Origin of the sequence: Mucilaginibacter lappiensis (assembly GCF_900155965.1) — a bacterium.
Taxonomy (GTDB): domain Bacteria; phylum Bacteroidota; class Bacteroidia; order Sphingobacteriales; family Sphingobacteriaceae; genus Mucilaginibacter; species Mucilaginibacter lappiensis.
The window spans coordinates 52,737-70,545 of the sequence record NZ_FTMG01000003.1 but is presented as its reverse complement, the minus strand read 5'-3'; the positions used below and the strand labels follow the sequence as shown (position 1 = coordinate 70,545).

Genomic DNA, 17,809 nt, shown 5'->3' with positions numbered 1-17,809 from the left:
TTTTTGTCCCTTTACGTCCCCTCAGGGTCTCCTGGAAGGGACCCTGAGGTTAACAGCGAACAGGTCAACACAAACGCAGGGTCCTTTCCGAGAGACCCTGCGAGGACATAATCTGATTAGGGTATCTCAGTGTCTTTACCGTACCCATCAAAACCTAATGGTATAGGTTTTGTTGTAGCATCCATATGAACCGATTGCTGCAAAAACTGGAAAAAATTGGACGCGACCCCAAAATTACTGCAAAGGCGGTCGGTTTGAGATATGTATCAGATTCAACACCCGGCTATACCCGTAAAAAATCTGGTAAGGGCTGGAGTTTTTACGATGTCGAAGGCAAATTAGTAAAAGATAAAGAGTTAATAACCAGGTTTACCCGGTTGGTGATCCCGCCGGCGTATACCAACGTATGGATATCGCCTTATGAAAACGGCCATCTGCAATTTACAGGTATAGATGCTGCCGGTCGGAAACAATATCGCTATCATCCTGGTTGGAACCAGATCCGCAATCAATCCAAATATCATCGCCTGCAAACTTTTGCCTCTTACCTGCCCGCTATACGGGAGCAGGTAGATAAAGACCTGGCCCGCCACAATCCCGGTCACGAAAAAGTGGTGGCTCTTGTGGTGCGCCTCATGGAGCTGACCAGCATTAGAATAGGGAACGAATCCTATCAAAAATTATATGGTTCTTTTGGTTTAACCACCCTGCAAAACCGGCATATTAAAATTGATGGATCAACCATCAGGTTTGAGTTTAAGGGGAAAAAAGGTGTGCAGCATAAGGTAAGCCTGCAAAGCAGAAAACTAGCCCGGCTGGTAAAACAATGCCGTGATATTCCAGGGAAAGAGCTTTTTCAATATTATGACGAAGCCGGTGAACGCCGCAGCATTGACTCGGGCGATATTAACAATTATCTGAAAGAGATTACCGGCGAAGATTTTACGGCCAAAGACTTCCGTACCTGGGCAGGCAGCGTAAGCGCTTTATATGCTTTTAAAGCGGCCGGTGAATTTGCAAATGTAACTGAATGCCGTAAAAAAATCGTCAGTGTAATTGATGAAGTGGCCGTTACTTTAGGCAACACCCGTTCGGTTTGTAAAAAGTATTACGTACACCCTTCGGTGATCAAAAGCTATGAGGAAGGTACCTTATTTAAGTACATCAGCGAACTTGACGAAGAAAAGGATGTGAAAGCAGCCGAGCTCAACCAGGCCGAAAAAGCCTTGCTTAACCTGCTTGAAACAGAAAAACTGGCCGAAGCCAGTTAGTTGATATGATTAATTGTGACCGTTAGGGCTATGGTGTTACCCAAAAAGTGGGTTTACATGGTTTACACTTTTTATAGCTTTCATTTATTTAACTAATTGAAAATAAGATAATTATAAATTTTTTAATCATATAATGGGTTAAAAGTGTAAACCCACTTTTTGTTCCTTCAGGTCTCTCGCAGAGGGCCCCGAGTGTACAAAAGTTTCCTTAATCCTTAAGCGGCCTTCTTTTAGTGCTGATTAGTATTACCCCATCTTTTGCTTTGTCGCCGTATTTTTTTGTAGCGCCTTCACCGTTAAGAACAGACATGGAATCAATATTGTTGGGGTTTAAATTTTTCATGTCAGTTGCAGGTATTTCCTTGCCATCTACAATAACCAACGGAGTTTTATCTTTATCAAAAGAGATATGCATGCCTTTGTCATTATCAACCGAAATGTTTTGAGAAGAGGTGTTTTTGCCATCAACAGATACGTTTGAAACTGACGATACTTTTATAATATGAGCTTTTATATTGTTTTTGATATTCGATTTTAAAGGAGTATCAACAGTTATGTTAGTACTAGTAGTAATAGAGCTGGTTGGATCAGTTTTTACGGTAATGCTGGTTAAATTTACATTAGGCTTTATTTTATTATCAGTTACTACAACCCCATTTAATTGTTTTAATTTTTCTAGTGTTTTTCCATCTGGTGAATCTTTGGTGACAACAAGCATCAGTCCCACTTTTTTTGCATCATCTATATCATCTTTACTAATATAAGCCGGCAAGGGGGCGCCTTTTAAAACGGTAATCTGGGCTATATTATCAGGATCAATATTTTTAAGACTGCCTTTTATACCATTAATATAACAAATTACGGAGTCCTTATTGCCATATCTATTGATAATGAGTACTTTCTTAGTCGTATCCGGTTTTGCAACGGGTAGTGTTTTGGCCGCCGGATGCGCGGGCTTTTTAAGCTTTGGAAGCGGAGCATTACCTGCCGGGCTAGGCAAAGCGTTAACAGTGATGATGTTTTCCAATGGTTTAACCGCATTGGCCAATTTTACCCGGATAGGTTTGGCAAAATCAGCCTTTGATATGCTGAATACAAGCAGTAAAGTAATTACCGCGGGTACCAGGAAGGCGTAGCGGGTAAGGTTTATTTTCGAAGATCTTTTAGCGTTCATCATGATAATGCGTTTTTTGATGGTTGATATATTAAAATGGTTCACTATACCGGGCTGCTGGTTATTAAAACTTACCGAAACCAGGCTGTACTGATAAGTTCTACTGTCGATACCCTTATTCAATATTTTACGATCGGTTATAAACTCTACATTTTCGCGGATAGCCTTTTTCATCAGCCATATGCCGGGGTTAAACCAGTAAAAGATGCTGCTTATTTCGGCTAGTAATATATCGATGGTATGCCACTCGTTCACGTGTATCTGCTCATGCAGTAATATAGCTTTCAGGTCGGCAGGTTCATGTTTTGAAGGGTTTACAAAAATGCTTTGCCAGAAAGAGAAAGGTGCCGCATCCTTGTCCATAATGCGTACCTGGTGATTGTTTATAGTAGCGGGTTTAGAGCTTTTATATAATCTGTACAGCGAGAATAGCTGTACCACCAGTTTAAGTGCCAATACGTATGCTCCCAGCCAAAAAATAACCTCGGCCCAGCGCCAGTAATCGGGTTGGCTCAATGGTTTTACCAGGCTTTGTACCGGTGCCTGCCAATTAATAACCACTTGCTGTACGGGTTTTGCCAGTTCCTCGTGCCGCTGTAAAAAAGCCGAAAGATTTAACCAGGGATATATACTGGCAAAAATAATGGCTGCGAGCAGGTAAATACGGTTTAGTGTATAAAAAGTTAATGGTCTGAGCACCAGGTAATATCCTGCGCAAAATAGCAACAGGGCAACATTTACTTTAAGTAAAAAAACAAACAATGCTGGCATGGTATTAGGGTTTATTGTTTTTCAATCAGTTTAATGATCTCCTGCAAATCGCTGGCACTTATTTTTTTTTCGTTGGCGAAAAACGTAACCAGGTCTTTATAGGAGTTTTGGAAGTAATCGCTCACAAAACCGCTCATAAAGCGTTTTTTATATTCCTCTTCTTTAATAATGGGGATGTAACGGAGCGAGTTACCCATTTTTTCACTTTTTAAAAACTCTTTACGCTCCAGGTTCTTGATGGTGGATGCCAGGGTGGTATAAGGAGGTTTGGGTTCTGATAACTGATCCAGAAAATCTTTAATAAAACCTGGGCCGCATTGCCACACTGCCTGCATGGCTTCTTCCTCTTGCTGCGATAATTTCTCCATTGTATTTACGATTGTTTCGTAAATCTACGAATATTTCGTAGTAATCCAAATTTATTTTATTTTATTTTATTTTCGGAAGGGGGGAGTGGTGTTTTCTTTAGAACATTCCAATGTCAATCTTTTCACTACATTGGGGGATAAACCGTCCGCGTGCGAACAATTAGTATAATGTATTCGTACGGGAGGGTATTTAATGATTTACTTAATTATTTAATAGTCAATTGTTTATATGAATGGCATAATCTTAGCTAACGTTGGTTAAAATGCTCCAATCATGTTAAAAAATTACCTCAAAACCGCCTGGCGTAATTTGTTGAAAAACAAATTCTACTCCATTATTAATATTGTTGGTTTAACTGTTGGCCTGGCTATCGGAATCTTGATATTATTATGGGTGCAAAACGAATTGAGCTTTGACAGCTTCCACAAAAAAACACCAAACATTTACAGGATGGCAATTTTTGGCGGCACCGGTGCCAGCAGGCAAATTTGGCGGCAAGATGTAGCCCCGATGGGGCCACTGGCTAAGCAGCAATTAACCGGGGTAAAAGATCAGGTGCGTATAACGGGCAATGAGTTTTTTTCGATGTTCAGATACCAGGATAAAGTTTTTGGTAACGAGAACGTTGTTTTTGCTGATCCGTCGTTTTTCTCCATTTTCGATTTTCCACTGGTGCAGGGTAATACGGCTAAGCCTTTTGCCAATGATAATTCAGTGGTCATTACCAAAAAAACAGCCAAAAAGTATTTCGGCAATGAAAATCCGATTGGAAAGGTAATTGTAGCAGATGATAAAGCGAACTTTACCGTAAGTGGTGTTATTAACGATTTTCCGGATAATTCGAGTTTTAATATGGGGCTCATCATGCCCATGAGCTACCATACCAACAAACTGCTGGCGGAAGGCGAGAAGGATGTAAATAACGATTTTAGCAATTTTGGCTATGAAACCTATGTTTTGCTTAATCCGGGTATTGCCCCGGAAAGTTTAAAAACCAAGCTGTTTAACATCCACATCAGCCATAAAAAGGAAGATACTGATGTTGAATATCTATTGCTACCCTTAACAAAAATGCATTTGTATCATCTTGATGGCAGCGATGGCGGTATAAGTACAGTAAGGATATTTATTGTTATAGCCCTGTTAATATTGGTGATAGCCTGTATCAATTATGTAAACCTTTCAACAGCGCGGTCAATGTTACGGTCGAAAGAGATCAGCATGCGTAAAATTATAGGGGCAGCAAAATCACATCTATTCCTGCAATTTATTGTAGAAACCGCCCTGCTGTTTTTAATTGCCGCAGGTTTGGCCATTTTACTTATCTACGCCCTGATGCCTGCATTTAATGAGCTATCGGGTAAACAGCTGGTATTTAACCTGAATGATTATCATATATGGATTGTTATATTGGCAACCATATCCGGTACGCTGATCGTATCAAGCATCTATCCTGCGTTGCTGCTTTCATCATTTGAACCGCTTAAAGCATTAAAGGGTAAAGTTTCTGCCGGGATGGGTGATGTTACTTTCCGGAAAATACTGGTGGTTACCCAGTTTACCTTCTCAGTTATACTCATTATTGGCACGATAGTAATTACCGGCCAACTCAACTATATCCGGTCAAAACAATTAGGGTACGATAAAAGTCACGTGTTGGCTTTCTGGATGCGGGATATGGCAAAACATTACGATGCCGTAAAAGCCGAACTTTTAAAGCAGCCCGGTGTATTGGGTGTTACCCGCTCCAACTCCAACATTGTAAGCCTTGGTGGCTTAAGTGGCGATACTGATTGGGATGGTAAGGCGGCAAACCAAACGTTTATTGTTCATCCAATGGCCATTGATAAGGATTTTATGTCTTTTTTTAAAATGAAATTAGTACAGGGTGCTGGTTTTACGGGGGCCGTGGCCGACTCCATCCACTTTATTTTAAATGAAGCTGCTGTTAAGGAAATTGGTTTGAAAAACCCGATAGGCAAAAGGTTCAGGATGCGGAAAATTAGCGGTACCATAATAGGTGTGGTAAAAGATTTTCATTTTGCTTCTATGCGGGAGAAGATCTCACCTGCCATTTTTTATTATACACAGGATTTAAATTCAATATACATCAAAACGGATGGTCGTAATGCGCAAAAGGCTATTAACGCTGCTCAGGATCAGTTTAAACAATACAACGGGCAATACCCTTTTGATTATACTTTTTTGGATGATATTTTTAACAATCTTTATAAAGGCGAACAAAGAGAAGGAACCCTGTTTAATTATTTTGCGGGTATTGCTATCATGATTTCGTGCTTAGGATTGTTGGGCTTGGCAGCTTTTACAGCTCAGGTACGTACCCGCGAAATTGGCGTTCGGAAAGTATTAGGTGCCAGCGTTAGCGAAATTATTGGCCTGCTGGCAAAAGATTTTATCAAGCTGGTGCTGATTGCTATCGCTATAGCCATTCCGGCTGCCTGGTTCACCATGAATAAATGGCTCGAAGATTTTGCCTATCGTATCAGTATCGGCTGGTATGTATTTGTATTGGCAGGACTAATGGCGATATTAATAGCTTTTATCACTATTAGTTTTCAATCGGTTAAAGCTGCATTGGCAAACCCGGTAAAGAGTTTAAGGAGCGAGTAACAAAAGCTTAACCCGGATTGTAAATTCGGATATTTTAATAAAATTGTAAAAGTATTGAAGCAAATCAAAAAATTCCCCCTTTAGGGGGCCAAAAAACAAGTATCTTGCCAATCTGAAAGTTTTCTTTTTAGAGGATACAGGGCATGGCTTTAAAAACAACCGTTATTACCGGTGCAACATCCGGCATAGGACAAGAAACCGCATTGGCATTGGCCGCACAAGGGCACGCGCTTTATTTGTTGGTGCGTAATATACCCAAAGGCGAGCGACTTAAAAATCAAATAATAGGTAAAACAGGCAATAAAGAAATATATGTGCTGCGTTGCGACCTGGCCGATTTGCAAAGTGTACGTGAAGCGGCGGATGAATTAACAGAAAAACTATTTGCTATAAATACCCTCATCAATAATGCCGGTGGTGTTTTTGAAGAACGCCAGCTAAGTAAGAATGGGTTTGAAATGACATTGGCCACTAATCACCTGGGGCATTTTTTATTAACCCATTGCCTGATGCCATTGCTGCAAAAAGGACAGGCCCGGATTATTAATGTAAGTTCAAAAGCGCATAAATGGAGCAGACCCCGGTTTGATGACTTGCAATGGGAACAATTCTACAGCGCTTTTAAGGCTTATGGCATGAGTAAGCTATTCAATATTTATTTTACCCAGTCGCTGGCCGAAAAGTATGGAGAAAAAGGAATCCTGGCATTTTCGGCACACCCTGGTCTGGTAAAAACAGGTTTTGGGGCAACAGTAAAAGGCTTGAATAAAATGATGATGCTATTAGCGCGTCCGTTTATGATAACCGCCGAACAAGGTGCCGAAACCATTATATTTTTGGCCACAGCGGCAAAACTCGAAAAATATAACGGAGCCTATTTTATCAAAAATAAGGTGGCCAAAACTTCGGTTATAGCTACAGACACGGAATCGCGCAATAAGCTTTGGGTTATCAGCGAAAAGCTTCTTTCCCGTTACCTGATCTGGCCGGTTATAAATGCGGGCTAAGAGCAGACAGGCGATGAGAGTCAAGAACCTAGAATCAAGATGAATTTTGCTGTTCGTTTATTAAAATGAAGTTTTTTATCTTAATTCTTGATTCTCGGTTCTTGACTCTGTACCCTGCAATCCCGATTCCATAAATTGTATCTTAAAAATTACCCATTTTTACGGAATCCGGTATTGTAGCATTAAAAGTTAATAGTTATTTTCGGTGACTTAAATATGACACTAATGCCTTTTAATAAGAAAATAGTAGCTACACTTGGATTGTTATCTGTTGTAGTATTAGGTGCCATGACGTCCATGACCCCTAAAAAGCCCCAGGATGAAGGGTTTAAAAATTTAAAAGTATTACCTAAAAACATCTCTGGCGATAATCTTCATAAAGTAATGGAAGAGTGGGAGCATTCATTAGGGGTACATTGCAACTTTTGTCATGCCCGTAATGAGGAAACCAAAAAGATGGATTGGGCCAGTGATGCCAAGCCCGAAAAGGAAATGGCCCGTGACATGTACAAGATGATGAATAAAATAAACCAGAAATATTTTCATGCCAAAAAGGATTCATTAGGCATGATCATGCAATCTGGCATCAACTGTAATACCTGCCATCGTGGTACTGCCCATCCAGAGGTTGTGATACCTGCCGGTGGTGGTCCGGGAGGCATGCCCCCAGGTGGTCAACCAGCGCCAGGCGGCCAGCCAGCAGCCGGTACTCCTGATAAAAAAGGGTAATCCTTGAAAACATTCAAAGCACCTCTTATGTAAAGTAAGGGGTGTTTTAATTTACCATCAATATGAATAGTATAATAAATGTCAGAAATGCGAATGAGGCCGATTTACCTGCCATTCTGTACATCTATAACGATGCCATATTAAACACTACTGCCGTTTACAGCGAGCGGCCTCATACGCCAGAAATGCGCCAGGCATGGTATCAGGACAGAATAGATAATGGCTTTCCGGTATTGGTGGCAGAAACAGGCGGGAAGATAGCTGGCTTTTGCACTTATGGGCATTTCAGGATATGGCCATGTTATAGGTATACTGTTGAGCATTCTGTTTATATAGATCCAGTATTTCAAGGACAAGGTATCAGCAAACTTTTACTCCGGCCGCTTATTGATATAGCACGAAAAAATGGTATTCATGCTGTAATAGCCGGTATCGACAGCGAAAATCAAATCAGTTATCATTTGCACCAGTCATTGGGTTTCAGGCAGGTTGCGCACTTTAAAGAGGTCGGTTTTAAGTTTAATCGCTGGCTCGATCTGCTTTTTATGCAATTATTGCTTGAGGAGCAAAATTAAATTTTTTTTTAAAGTAAAAAGCGCTATGAATTTCATTGTTTTTAAGTTAACTTTAATCGCCCCCTGATTGAAATGTAAACTTATTGGATAAGTATGCACTTTTAATAGTTTTTATTTTGGTCAGGAGGTAAAAAATCCCCTAATTAACTGATCATGACTGTTGAAATTGAAGAAAAATCCATTCTTTCCATTGCTTCCTCAAAGCGAACAAACCCAAGCCATTCACACGCTGTTCATTGCAGGCGTTGTAATAATACAAACATTAACCGCATACCCCGAGGCCCATTTGTAAGAGTTTTTTTGTATTGGCTGCCGCTAAAAAAATATGTTTGTTATCGCTGCCATCGCAAATCATACAGATGGAAACCCTGATTACGCAAACAAGTAACAACAGGGTAAGAAACCGTACTAGTATGCAATAGAACGAATATTAGAGCAGTTCTGTCAGTTCACTAAAGCTATTTACAGTAGCTACCATGCCGTCTTGTACTTTACCAAAGCCGTAATCGGCAAAAATAAAGGGTACACCTGCCTGGTATGCTGCGGTATAGTCGCCCATGGTATCGCCTACGTACACAGGTGCTTTCAGCTGATGGTCGCTTACGATATCCTTAATATTATCAGCCTTAGGGTTGCCTTTAGTACCAAAACACTGATGCCCTAAAAAATGTGCGTGCATATTATTCAGGTCCAGGAACAACTCAATATAACCGCTTTGGCAGTTACTTACAATGTACAGTTTGTATTTTGTGCCCAGGTATTTTAGCGTTTCTTCCAGCTGCGGGTATAAATCGCCGCCTTTAGTATGCAAAATTTCGAGCTCACTGGTAGCACAAAGAGCTTGTACTTCCTTTCGTTGTTCGGTATCGAGATTGGGGAAAAGTTTATCGAAAATAGCATCGTAGGTCATCCCGGTGATAGACTTAACACGCTCTACAGTCATAGGCTCATCAATATAATCAACTTTTGAAATAGCTGCCTGCCAGGCCAGGGCTACATTGGCTGTACTGTCCCAAAGGGTACCGTCGAGATCAAAAATTATACTGTCGAATTGATTATGTAGTGAAGTATCCATAGTGCCGGCAAAAGTAATAAAAAGCAGGTTATTGTTTTGACAGGCAGTTTATGAAAAAACAAAGCAATGTAAAATAAATCCCCCCTTTAGGGGGTTAGGACGCTAATTGGTTAAATTCGCTTATATCAACAAGAAAGAGCATCCATATTGAAGACCGACCGACCACCCAAAAATACTATCAGTAATAAAGTTACCTTAAAAGAGCGTTTTGAGGCTCTACGAAATTTGCCCGCGTTTTTTAAACTGGTGTGGCAGACTAGCCGTTGGATGACGATAGTAAACGCCTTGCTGCGCATTATACGCTCGGCTATGCCACTAGGGCTGTTATATATAGGTAAGCTGATCATTGACCAGGTGGTCATGGTAAGCCATGAGCACGTGAAGGATATGACCTATCTGTGGCAACTGGTAGGGTTGGAATTTACCCTGGCTATACTAACCGATGCACTTAGCCGGGCTATAACCTTAATGGATAGCCTTTTGGGGGATCTGTTCAGCAATTATACTTCGGTCAGGATCATGGAGCATGCCGCCACATTAGATCTGGATCAGTTTGAAGATTCGGTATTTTATGATAAACTGGAGCGCGCCCGTCAGCAAACCGTGGGGCGTACTATATTACTGTCGCAGGTCATGAGCCAGGTACAGGATTTGATCACGATGGGTTTCCTGGCCGTAGGCTTAATGGCTTTTAATCCATGGCTTATTGTACTGCTGCTTATTGCTATTATCCCTGCTTTTTTAGGCGAATCGTACTTTAACGACCAAAGTTATGCCTTAACCCGAGGGCAAACACCCGAGCGGCGCGAGCTGGATTATATCCGTTACCTGGGTGCCAGCGACGAAACAGCCAAAGAAGTAAAGATATTTGACCTTTCGGGTTTTATTATTGATAGGTTCAGGCTTCTGTCTGATAAATTTTATGGCGATAATAAACAACTGGCTATAAAACGTTCGTTATGGGGTACTTTTTTTGCCATGCTGGGCAGCCTGGGCTATTATGCAGCTTACCTGGTTATCATTGTACGTACAGTGAACGGAAGTGTAACCATTGGCGAGCTGGCGTTCCTGGCCGGCTCATTCAGGCAGCTTCGTGCTTTGCTTGAGGGTATTTTAACCCGTTTTACGGCGGTATCCCAGGGCGCTATTTACCTGCGCGATTTTTTTGAGTTTTTTGAGATTGTACCTAAGATTAAACTGGCCGAACACGCGTTACCTTTTCCTAAAACCATTCAACAAGGTTTTACTTTTGAAAATGTTGGCTTCCGGTATATTAACTCCGACAGATGGGCCAACCGGCATTTGAACTTTACACTGTACCCTGGCGAAAAACTGGCACTCGTAGGCGAAAACGGCGCAGGCAAAACTACGCTGGTAAAGTTGCTGGCCCGTTTGTATGATCCAACAGAAGGCCGGATATTACTGGATGGTATCGACCTGAAACAGTATGACCTGACCGATCTCCGGCTTAACGTAGGTGTTATTTTTCAGGATTATCTGCGCTACCAAATGACCTTCGCGCAAAATATAGCTGTAGGTAAAATAAGCGAAAAAGATAACCGGCCGCTCATCGAAAACTCCGCCCGCCAAAGCCTGGCCGATATATTGGCGGCTAAACTTCCCGGTACTTATGACCAGCAATTAGGCAAACGCTTTGCCGATGGGGTAGAGCTATCCGGAGGCGAATGGCAAAAGGTTGCACTGGCACGGGCTTACATGCGCGATGCGCAGCTGTTAATATTGGATGAGCCTACATCAGCCCTTGATGCCCGGGCAGAATACAATGTTTTTGAGCGTTTTGCCGAACTAACCAAGGGTAAATCGGCGGTACTGATTTCACACCGCTTTAGTACCGTTAGGATGGCCGACCGGATTTTGGTATTGGAAAAGGGAGAACTGATAGAAATAGGCAGTCACGAGGAGTTATTGCTTAAAGGGGGCCGTTATGCCGAATTATTTGACCTGCAGGCTGCCGGTTACCGGTAAATAATCAACAGCTTATTAATTACTAGCTAACTATCCGGAATCTATTACAATTGTGATAGCGTATTGCTATTGCTTTGTTTTTAATAAGTTAATTACTTTAATTATTGATTATTATCAATAAAGCAATAGTTTATTCCACGGAATGTAAAAATGCGTAGAAATACGTAGGCGATACCGTATTATCACCCTGTTATTTGTGTTGTGGTAAGATTAATTTTGGACAAATGTTTGAGTGGGCAACTAATCAAATATTTACAAAGCTATTTATCATGAAACTTTTTTATCACTTTTTAATTTTTGTTTTCGTTTCCCTTGTACTTGTTGCTTGTGCCCAAATATTTTCATCAGATGATGAAATAAAATCATATAATAATCAACCATCGGAGATAAAACAGCAGGATAATCAAAATATTAACCAGCCCGATAGTACCGCCCAAGCCGATCTGAAAAAAGATTTTTTTACGACTACGAATTTTAACTACAGAAACCTTTTAAAGAAAAGAAGGTGGACAGATAATCAATGTGATTACAACAGTGTTTTTTATATAAAAAATGTACAAATGGCCATCAATCATTTGGGCCGGTACACACAGCAATATTAATGATCGTTTAGTTTAGTTAGTTTAATTAGGGAAACAGTTGGCAAACAGTCGTTACAGCAGTGTAACGGCTGTTTTGTTTTTTGTCTGATTGCCGATGATATTTCTGCAACCCGGATTAAATAATAAAGATTAGCCTTATTTATAAGTTGGGAAGTGCCCAAAAGTAAAGAGTAGCGTAAAAAAGGGGATGGCCAGTAAAAAATAAATCCTTGCCAGTTGCCGCTCATCGGCATTACCCATTACAAATACATTATAGAGGTCTTTTTTTATGATGTTTAATTTCGCTTTCATGGTCAAAAAAATATAGAAGTTATATATAATTATGACCAAAAGCAAAGCTCATAGTTTAATAGCATCAAAATTATTAGCGCATAAAAAAGCGCCGGCAGGAAAAACACTACCGACGCTTATCATCATTCATCAAAAGATCAGTTTATTTTGTCGCGGCTCATTTCGGGGTGATAATGCAGGCCTGGTGTAAGCCAATACAATAGCATAACCCTTGAATATCTGAAGTTAAAAGGCGATAGTATAACCGCAATAGCCAGTATAATAGTAACATATAACCACGGATTATGACTTCCGGTCAATACGCTTATAGCTACGGCGGCGGTTACCATTTCGGCAACATTAAAGGCATAGCTTACAAACATAGCCACGTAAAAATAGCCTGGCTCTTTTTCGTATGTTAAACCGCAGTGCGGGCAGGTCTTGTGCATTTCCTGACCTTGAAAGCCATACATGCTTGTGGCAAACATATCACCACGCCTGCAACGCGGACATTTGGCATGTACAAAAGCCGGCCATGCCGCTAATTTATAGTTGTTGTTTTCCATGATCGTATAGTAATTTTTTTCTGAATTCCTCGGGTGTGGTGTCTTCCAGTTTTTTAAAAAATTTGGTGAAATAAGAGTTGTCGCTAAAGTTTAATTTCAATGATATTTCGCTGATGCTGAGCTGAGGGTTGGTGAGCATGCGTTTTGCTTCTAGCATTACCCTGTTACGGATCATCTCACCAGCGGGGATACCCATCATATCTTTGCAAACCGCGTTCAAATGGTTCGGTGTTATATACAGCATAGCGGCATAATCCTTTGGTAACCTGATATCCGTATAATGATGTTCAATTAAATTTTTAAAGTTTTTGAGCAGGGTTTGGTTGTATGACGAATTATTGTTTACGGCCGAGATGGCAGTTACACGGTTAACCCTGATAAATATTTGAAGCATCAGTAGCCTGATCATATCGGCAGCTGATGTGCCAGGGTTAGTAACTTCTGTAAGTATGTTTTCAAAAAGAGGTTTGATAGCTGCGTAAGTTTCGGCCGGTAAATTGATCACTGCATCAGCGAGGTTACCGCTGAAAAAAGAAAAATTATCCAGGTATCCATGCTGCAGCAGGAATGATTGGATGAAAGATGTCGAAAAGTTAATAATATAACCATCCGTAACACCCTCAAAACCCCAGGAATGTACCTGTCCGGGTATCATAAAATAAATTTGCCCTGGCTTAACCACAAAGCTTTCAAAATCTATAGTATGTGTACCCGCGCCTGCAGTAAATAATACCAGGTGGTAAAATGTATGGCGATGGGTAGCAAACAGGTTTTTATGTGTATCAAGATATGGTGCAAAACTGCTTATCAGTATGTCATCCTGATTGATGTCAGACAGTGAACAGATATCATATAGTGGTATGTTTTGTAACATGAAGCAAAATTACGCAGCAATTTTTCATTTATAATGGTACTATTTTTATTTTAAATGGTACTATTCAACTATAATTGAATAATACCACTAATCACCAGATTTATTTAAAATATTGAATAATGAATGTCTGATATCGAATAATGAAGGAAGAAATCGATGTTGGGCATTCAAAAGTCGTTATTCGACATTGTATCCTCTTCTTAAATTAATGCCGTTGGTGTTATACGCATATTTTTAGGGTGTTATACGCATACTTTTAGGGTGCTATACACACATTTTTATTTTACAACCATAGTGACATTTGATAAAAAAATATCACAATGAAAAATAAATTTTTGGTGGCTTGCTTAATAAGTTTATTATCGGTCACATCAATCTACGCTTATACAGGTCCAAAAACTGACGATAAGGGTTACACCGCCGTGATCCGCAGCTTTATTGACAGCCACATGAATGGTAATTATAAAGAGCTTAGCAAGATATTGGATGGAAATTATACACTGAAAATCCCACGCGGAAATAAAGTTATACAGCAAAGTAAATCAAGTTTGGTTGATGCTATGAAAAAGGAAGCAGGTACCCAGCAAAACTGCCAGTCAAATTACGAAGTGCTGGCTAAAAGTGATGCACTGGTAATAGCCCGGGTTGATTTTAGTTATCATGATAGTATACAGCATAACTATCTGGTGCTTGAAAAGGATGATGCGCAGGAATGGAAAATTACCCAGGTTTGTAAAATGTTTGAAGATCTGGAAACTCCGGCTGGTAGTAATGGAGCGGTAACCGCTAAAAATTGAGTTTTTTAAACTGATCTTATAATAAAACATTATAGGGGATTTTAACCAATTTACCCTATAGGAAGGAATCACCCCAAAAGGGTGATTTTTTTTGTTTTATTTAGCTTTATTTTGAATGTAATTGCGGTAATACTGCAAACTATTAATTAGGGCGTAAGTGAACAAGTATATTTTATGTATGGTGAGAGTGTTTTGGTGTGTGGTATTTATTTGTTTAATGTGGGTATTTCCGGCATTAGGGCAAAAATATACGTTTGCGCATTATGATATTGATGATGGTTTGATCCAATCGCAGGTAAACAGGTTTTCGATGGATAAGGATCATCGTTTGTGGATAGCCACTTTTGGAGGAGCCTGCCGTTTTGATGGAAAGGAGTTTTTAGGATACTCCAGGCAAAACGGGTTACCGAATAACTATGTAAGTACCGTTTTTTCTGACCGTGCAGGGCGGGTATGGTTTGGTACACTTGACGGATTGGCTATGCTTCACAATGGCAAAATTAAAAATTACAAGCCTGCGGCCTCTCAAAAACACAATGTTGTAACTGACATAACTCAGGATGTAAATGGCACTATCTGGGCTGTGATGAGTTATGGGTTATTTAAAATTACCGACAATAAAATGGAGCCGGTAACATTTGATGACAGCAGCAAGGTAACTACTATAGCCGTTGATAAAAGTGGTAGACTTTATGCCGCCGTTTACGGAAAAGGTATATATGCTTTTACCCGTAACGGATGGACTTCTTCTACCCCTTTTAGTGGGAAATATGAACAACTGGCCGTGAGAAAGATGTTATTTGACAAATTTGATAGGCAAAAGGCTTACTTATTAACCTGGAAAGGCTTGTTTTATACAGAGAATAACCAGGTGATGCCTTATGATCCTGTGCGAATGGCAAGCGTAAAGGGGCAACTATTATGTATTGAACAGGACGAGTACAAGAATATCTGGATAGGTACCGATAACGGCGCTTATTGTTTGATGGATGATGAGGTTGTTCATTACAACTCATCAAATGGGCTTACCGATATTTCTATTGCCGATATATATGTAGATGCGGATAATAATCTGTGGCTCGGAAGCCTGGGTAATGGTTTATATCGTTGTGAAGGCAGTAAATATGTAACTTTTGATGGTACACAAGGTTTGCCTGAGTCCAAAATAATCATGGCGATTACTAAAGATTGGAACGATCATATTGTGCTGGGTGCAGATGGGGGAGGGTTAATAAGGTATGATGGTAAAAAGCTAACCAATATAATAACCGCAGCCAATTCAAAATATTTGGCAGGGATACAGTGCCTTTATACCGATAAAAATAAAACTATTTGGATAGGTACCAGTCAGGCCGGGTTATGGCAATATGATCAAAAAGGTTTTAGGCAGATAAAAGGAAGTGATGAAATAGCCTACCACGCCATTATGGCTGATGACAACGGAGTTATCTGGTTAGCAACATCGCTTGGTTGTTATTATTATGAAAAGGGTTTGCTTAAGCAGTTGGATGGCGTACCTGAATATTCCTCATCATTAGTTTCAGCAGGGCGCGACTCTTTGTTTATCGGCACTCAAAATGGTATAGTGTTACTGGTAAATAAAAAGGTATTGCAGACCTATAACCAAAGCTTTCTGAAAAACTCGGCTATCCTCACCATGATCAAATACCATAACGAGATTTTAATAGGCACTGATGACCGGGGCTTATTTGTTTGGGATTTGAAAAATAATCGTTTAAAAAGCTATACTGTAAATGATGGTCTTAAAGCCAATACCATATATAGCCTGATAGCTGATGATACAGATAATGTTTGGATAGGTACAGGTAAAGGCGTTAACCAGATGAAGTTTAATCGCGCGGCAGATAAATTTACGATTATTAATAATTCAGGCTCAAAAGAGCCAGTTTTTGAAACTAATCAAAACGCCATACTTTATAAAGATCATCAGGTTTGGGTGGCCACCACAAAATCTGTTTTGGTTTATAATACCCGTGTACAAACAAAATCTTCACCGCCTCCGCATATCATTATTGAAAATGTAAAGCTGATGCCACAGATAGGCAGGAGTAAGGATACCGCCTTTACTTATTTAACAGATGGAGCTACCTTAACTTATAACCAAAACCACCTGGCTATTTCCTTTTTAGGCATCTATTTAAAAAATCCTACAAGTGTATCATATCGCTATAAATTAGTTGGTTTAGACAGCACTTTTTGTTCGCCAGTAAAAAACAATATTGTTGAGTACCCTATGTTGCCACCTGGTAAATACACATTTAGGGTAAAGGCTATTAGTCCGGATGGTAAAGTTTCGCCGGATACGGCTAATTTCAGTTTCGAAATTATTCCACCGTTTTATAAAACGCTTACCTTTCAAATATCAGCTGTACTGTTTTTTGTGTTGATAGGTTTTGGCCTGCAAAATATTTGGCAGCATAGCAAATTACAGCGTCAGCAGGCCATTGAGGCTATTAAACAGGAAGAAAAAATAAAGATCAGGCAGCAAACAGCCGAAGATTTTCATGATGATCTGGGCAATAAACTTACCCGCATTTCTATACTTTCAGAAATTTTAAATGCCAAAATCGATCAATCTAAAACAGATCAGCACGGACTTATTGATCAGATCAAACAAAATGCTGCAGCCCTTTATAATGGTACAAAAGATATTTTATGGGCTCTTGACCCTAAAAGCGATAATTTATATGAAACTTTGATACACATTAAAGAAATTGGCCTTGAGCTTTTTCAGGACATGCCGGTTGATTTTGAGTTTAACAAAATTGATGATAACCTGAAACAGGTTAAGCTACCAATGGAGTATAGCCGTAATATCACCATGATATATAAAGAGTTGCTGAACAATGTGCTTAAACACGCCGAAGCCGGGCAGGTTATATTACACTGGGCTTATGTGGATAAAGAAGTGATTAGTTTGCGCCTTACCGATAATGGTAAAGGCTTTAGCAGCAATACTATTTCAAAAGGGCATGGTATGCATAACATAAAAGCAAGAGCAAAACGTATTAATGCTGAGCTGCTTATTGTTTCTGAAGAAGGTAAGGGAACCACAGTAGAGCTAAAGTTCAGAAAAAACATTGATGCATAA

At 39.9% G+C, this 17,809-nt stretch carries 15 protein-coding genes; 9 read left to right on the top strand and 6 right to left on the bottom strand.

Going from position 1 to position 17,809, the window contains the following annotated elements; genetic code table 11:
- The first annotated feature begins 185 nt into the window (after nucleotides 1-185).
- The gene (locus tag BW976_RS07475; RefSeq protein ID WP_076372049.1) at nucleotides 186-1,271 is read left to right on the top strand and encodes a DNA topoisomerase IB; all 1,086 of its coding nucleotides are present in this window, start codon (nucleotides 186-188) and stop codon (nucleotides 1,269-1,271) included.
- Between the two features lie 208 nt (nucleotides 1,272-1,479).
- On the opposite strand, the gene BW976_RS07470 is transcribed toward BW976_RS07475, so the two are convergent.
- Nucleotides 1,480-3,216, bottom strand: a complete 1,737-nt coding sequence (locus tag BW976_RS07470) for a M56 family metallopeptidase (RefSeq protein WP_076372047.1) — start codon at nucleotides 3,214-3,216, stop codon at nucleotides 1,480-1,482.
- 11 nt (nucleotides 3,217-3,227) lie between these two features.
- Entirely contained in the window at nucleotides 3,228-3,584 is a 357-nt protein-coding gene (locus BW976_RS07465; protein ID WP_076372045.1) for a BlaI/MecI/CopY family transcriptional regulator, read from the bottom strand.
- A gap of 274 nt (nucleotides 3,585-3,858) precedes the next feature.
- Between BW976_RS07465 and BW976_RS07460 the strand changes: the two genes are divergently transcribed.
- The 4 genes from BW976_RS07460 to BW976_RS07445 all read left to right on the top strand — a co-directional run bounded on the left by BW976_RS07460 (nucleotide 3,859) and on the right by BW976_RS07445 (nucleotide 8,527).
- Entirely contained in the window at nucleotides 3,859-6,216 is a 2,358-nt protein-coding gene (locus BW976_RS07460; protein ID WP_076372043.1) for an ABC transporter permease, read from the top strand.
- 143 nt (nucleotides 6,217-6,359) lie between these two features.
- Nucleotides 6,360-7,223: an SDR family oxidoreductase gene (locus BW976_RS07455; RefSeq protein WP_076372041.1), complete on the top strand. Its 864-nt coding sequence runs from the start codon at nucleotides 6,360-6,362 to the stop codon at nucleotides 7,221-7,223.
- Nucleotides 7,224-7,448: 225 nt separating this feature from the next.
- On the top strand, nucleotides 7,449-7,952 hold the full coding sequence (locus BW976_RS07450) for a c-type cytochrome (RefSeq protein ID WP_076372039.1): 504 nt from the start codon (nucleotides 7,449-7,451) through the stop codon (nucleotides 7,950-7,952).
- A gap of 62 nt (nucleotides 7,953-8,014) precedes the next feature.
- The gene (locus BW976_RS07445) at nucleotides 8,015-8,527 is read left to right on the top strand and encodes a GNAT family N-acetyltransferase (protein ID WP_076372037.1); all 513 of its coding nucleotides are present in this window, start codon (nucleotides 8,015-8,017) and stop codon (nucleotides 8,525-8,527) included.
- A gap of 430 nt (nucleotides 8,528-8,957) precedes the next feature.
- Here BW976_RS07445 and BW976_RS07440 read toward each other — a convergent pair whose 3' ends face one another.
- Nucleotides 8,958-9,602, bottom strand: a complete 645-nt coding sequence (locus BW976_RS07440; protein ID WP_076372035.1) for an HAD family hydrolase — start codon at nucleotides 9,600-9,602, stop codon at nucleotides 8,958-8,960.
- Nucleotides 9,603-9,749: 147 nt separating this feature from the next.
- On the opposite strand from BW976_RS07440, the gene BW976_RS07435 reads away from it, so the two are divergent.
- Nucleotides 9,750-11,588, top strand: coding sequence for an ABC transporter ATP-binding protein (locus BW976_RS07435; protein WP_245834659.1), 1,839 nt, complete (start codon nucleotides 9,750-9,752; stop codon nucleotides 11,586-11,588).
- Between the two features lie 269 nt (nucleotides 11,589-11,857).
- Nucleotides 11,858-12,190, top strand: coding sequence for a hypothetical protein (locus tag BW976_RS07430; RefSeq protein ID WP_139332240.1), 333 nt, complete (start codon nucleotides 11,858-11,860; stop codon nucleotides 12,188-12,190).
- Between the two features lie 135 nt (nucleotides 12,191-12,325).
- Here the strand turns inward: BW976_RS07430 and BW976_RS29280 are convergent, their stop codons facing one another.
- The 3 genes from BW976_RS29280 to BW976_RS07420 all read right to left on the bottom strand — a co-directional run bounded on the left by BW976_RS29280 (nucleotide 12,326) and on the right by BW976_RS07420 (nucleotide 13,900).
- On the bottom strand, nucleotides 12,326-12,481 hold the full coding sequence (locus tag BW976_RS29280) for a hypothetical protein (RefSeq protein WP_175614065.1): 156 nt from the start codon (nucleotides 12,479-12,481) through the stop codon (nucleotides 12,326-12,328).
- A gap of 137 nt (nucleotides 12,482-12,618) precedes the next feature.
- Nucleotides 12,619-13,026: a DUF983 domain-containing protein gene (locus BW976_RS07425; protein ID WP_076372030.1), complete on the bottom strand. Its 408-nt coding sequence runs from the start codon at nucleotides 13,024-13,026 to the stop codon at nucleotides 12,619-12,621.
- Complete coding sequence (locus BW976_RS07420; RefSeq protein WP_076372028.1) at nucleotides 13,007-13,900, bottom strand: AraC family transcriptional regulator; 894 nt, start codon at nucleotides 13,898-13,900, stop codon at nucleotides 13,007-13,009. Before BW976_RS07420 ends, BW976_RS07425 begins: the two co-directional genes overlap by 20 nt.
- A gap of 320 nt (nucleotides 13,901-14,220) precedes the next feature.
- Between BW976_RS07420 and BW976_RS07415 the strand changes: the two genes are divergently transcribed.
- Nucleotides 14,221-14,697, top strand: coding sequence for a nuclear transport factor 2 family protein (locus tag BW976_RS07415; RefSeq protein WP_076372026.1), 477 nt, complete (start codon nucleotides 14,221-14,223; stop codon nucleotides 14,695-14,697).
- 157 nt (nucleotides 14,698-14,854) lie between these two features.
- Nucleotides 14,855-17,809 carry a ligand-binding sensor domain-containing protein gene (locus BW976_RS07410; protein WP_139332239.1) on the top strand — a complete coding sequence of 985 codons (2,955 nt, stop codon included), beginning with the start codon at nucleotides 14,855-14,857 and terminating at the stop codon, nucleotides 17,807-17,809.

Bases quoted from the DNA above. Each gene is read 5' to 3' on its own strand.
- BW976_RS07475 (WP_076372049.1), top strand. From the start codon at position 186: ATGAACCGATTGCTGCAAAAACTGGAAAAAATTGGACGCGACCCCAAA.
- BW976_RS07470 (WP_076372047.1), bottom strand. From the start codon at position 3,216: ATGCCAGCATTGTTTGTTTTTTTACTTAAAGTAAATGTTGCCCTGTTG.
- BW976_RS07465 (WP_076372045.1), bottom strand. From the start codon at position 3,584: ATGGAGAAATTATCGCAGCAAGAGGAAGAAGCCATGCAGGCAGTGTGG.
- BW976_RS07460 (WP_076372043.1), top strand. From the start codon at position 3,859: ATGTTAAAAAATTACCTCAAAACCGCCTGGCGTAATTTGTTGAAAAAC.
- BW976_RS07455 (WP_076372041.1), top strand. From the start codon at position 6,360: ATGGCTTTAAAAACAACCGTTATTACCGGTGCAACATCCGGCATAGGA.
- BW976_RS07450 (WP_076372039.1), top strand. From the start codon at position 7,449: ATGCCTTTTAATAAGAAAATAGTAGCTACACTTGGATTGTTATCTGTT.
- BW976_RS07445 (WP_076372037.1), top strand. From the start codon at position 8,015: ATGAATAGTATAATAAATGTCAGAAATGCGAATGAGGCCGATTTACCT.
- BW976_RS07440 (WP_076372035.1), bottom strand. From the start codon at position 9,602: ATGGATACTTCACTACATAATCAATTCGACAGTATAATTTTTGATCTC.
- BW976_RS07430 (WP_139332240.1), top strand. From the start codon at position 11,858: ATGAAACTTTTTTATCACTTTTTAATTTTTGTTTTCGTTTCCCTTGTA.
- BW976_RS29280 (WP_175614065.1), bottom strand. From the start codon at position 12,481: ATGAAAGCGAAATTAAACATCATAAAAAAAGACCTCTATAATGTATTT.
- BW976_RS07425 (WP_076372030.1), bottom strand. From the start codon at position 13,026: ATGGAAAACAACAACTATAAATTAGCGGCATGGCCGGCTTTTGTACAT.
- BW976_RS07420 (WP_076372028.1), bottom strand. From the start codon at position 13,900: ATGTTACAAAACATACCACTATATGATATCTGTTCACTGTCTGACATC.
- BW976_RS07415 (WP_076372026.1), top strand. From the start codon at position 14,221: ATGAAAAATAAATTTTTGGTGGCTTGCTTAATAAGTTTATTATCGGTC.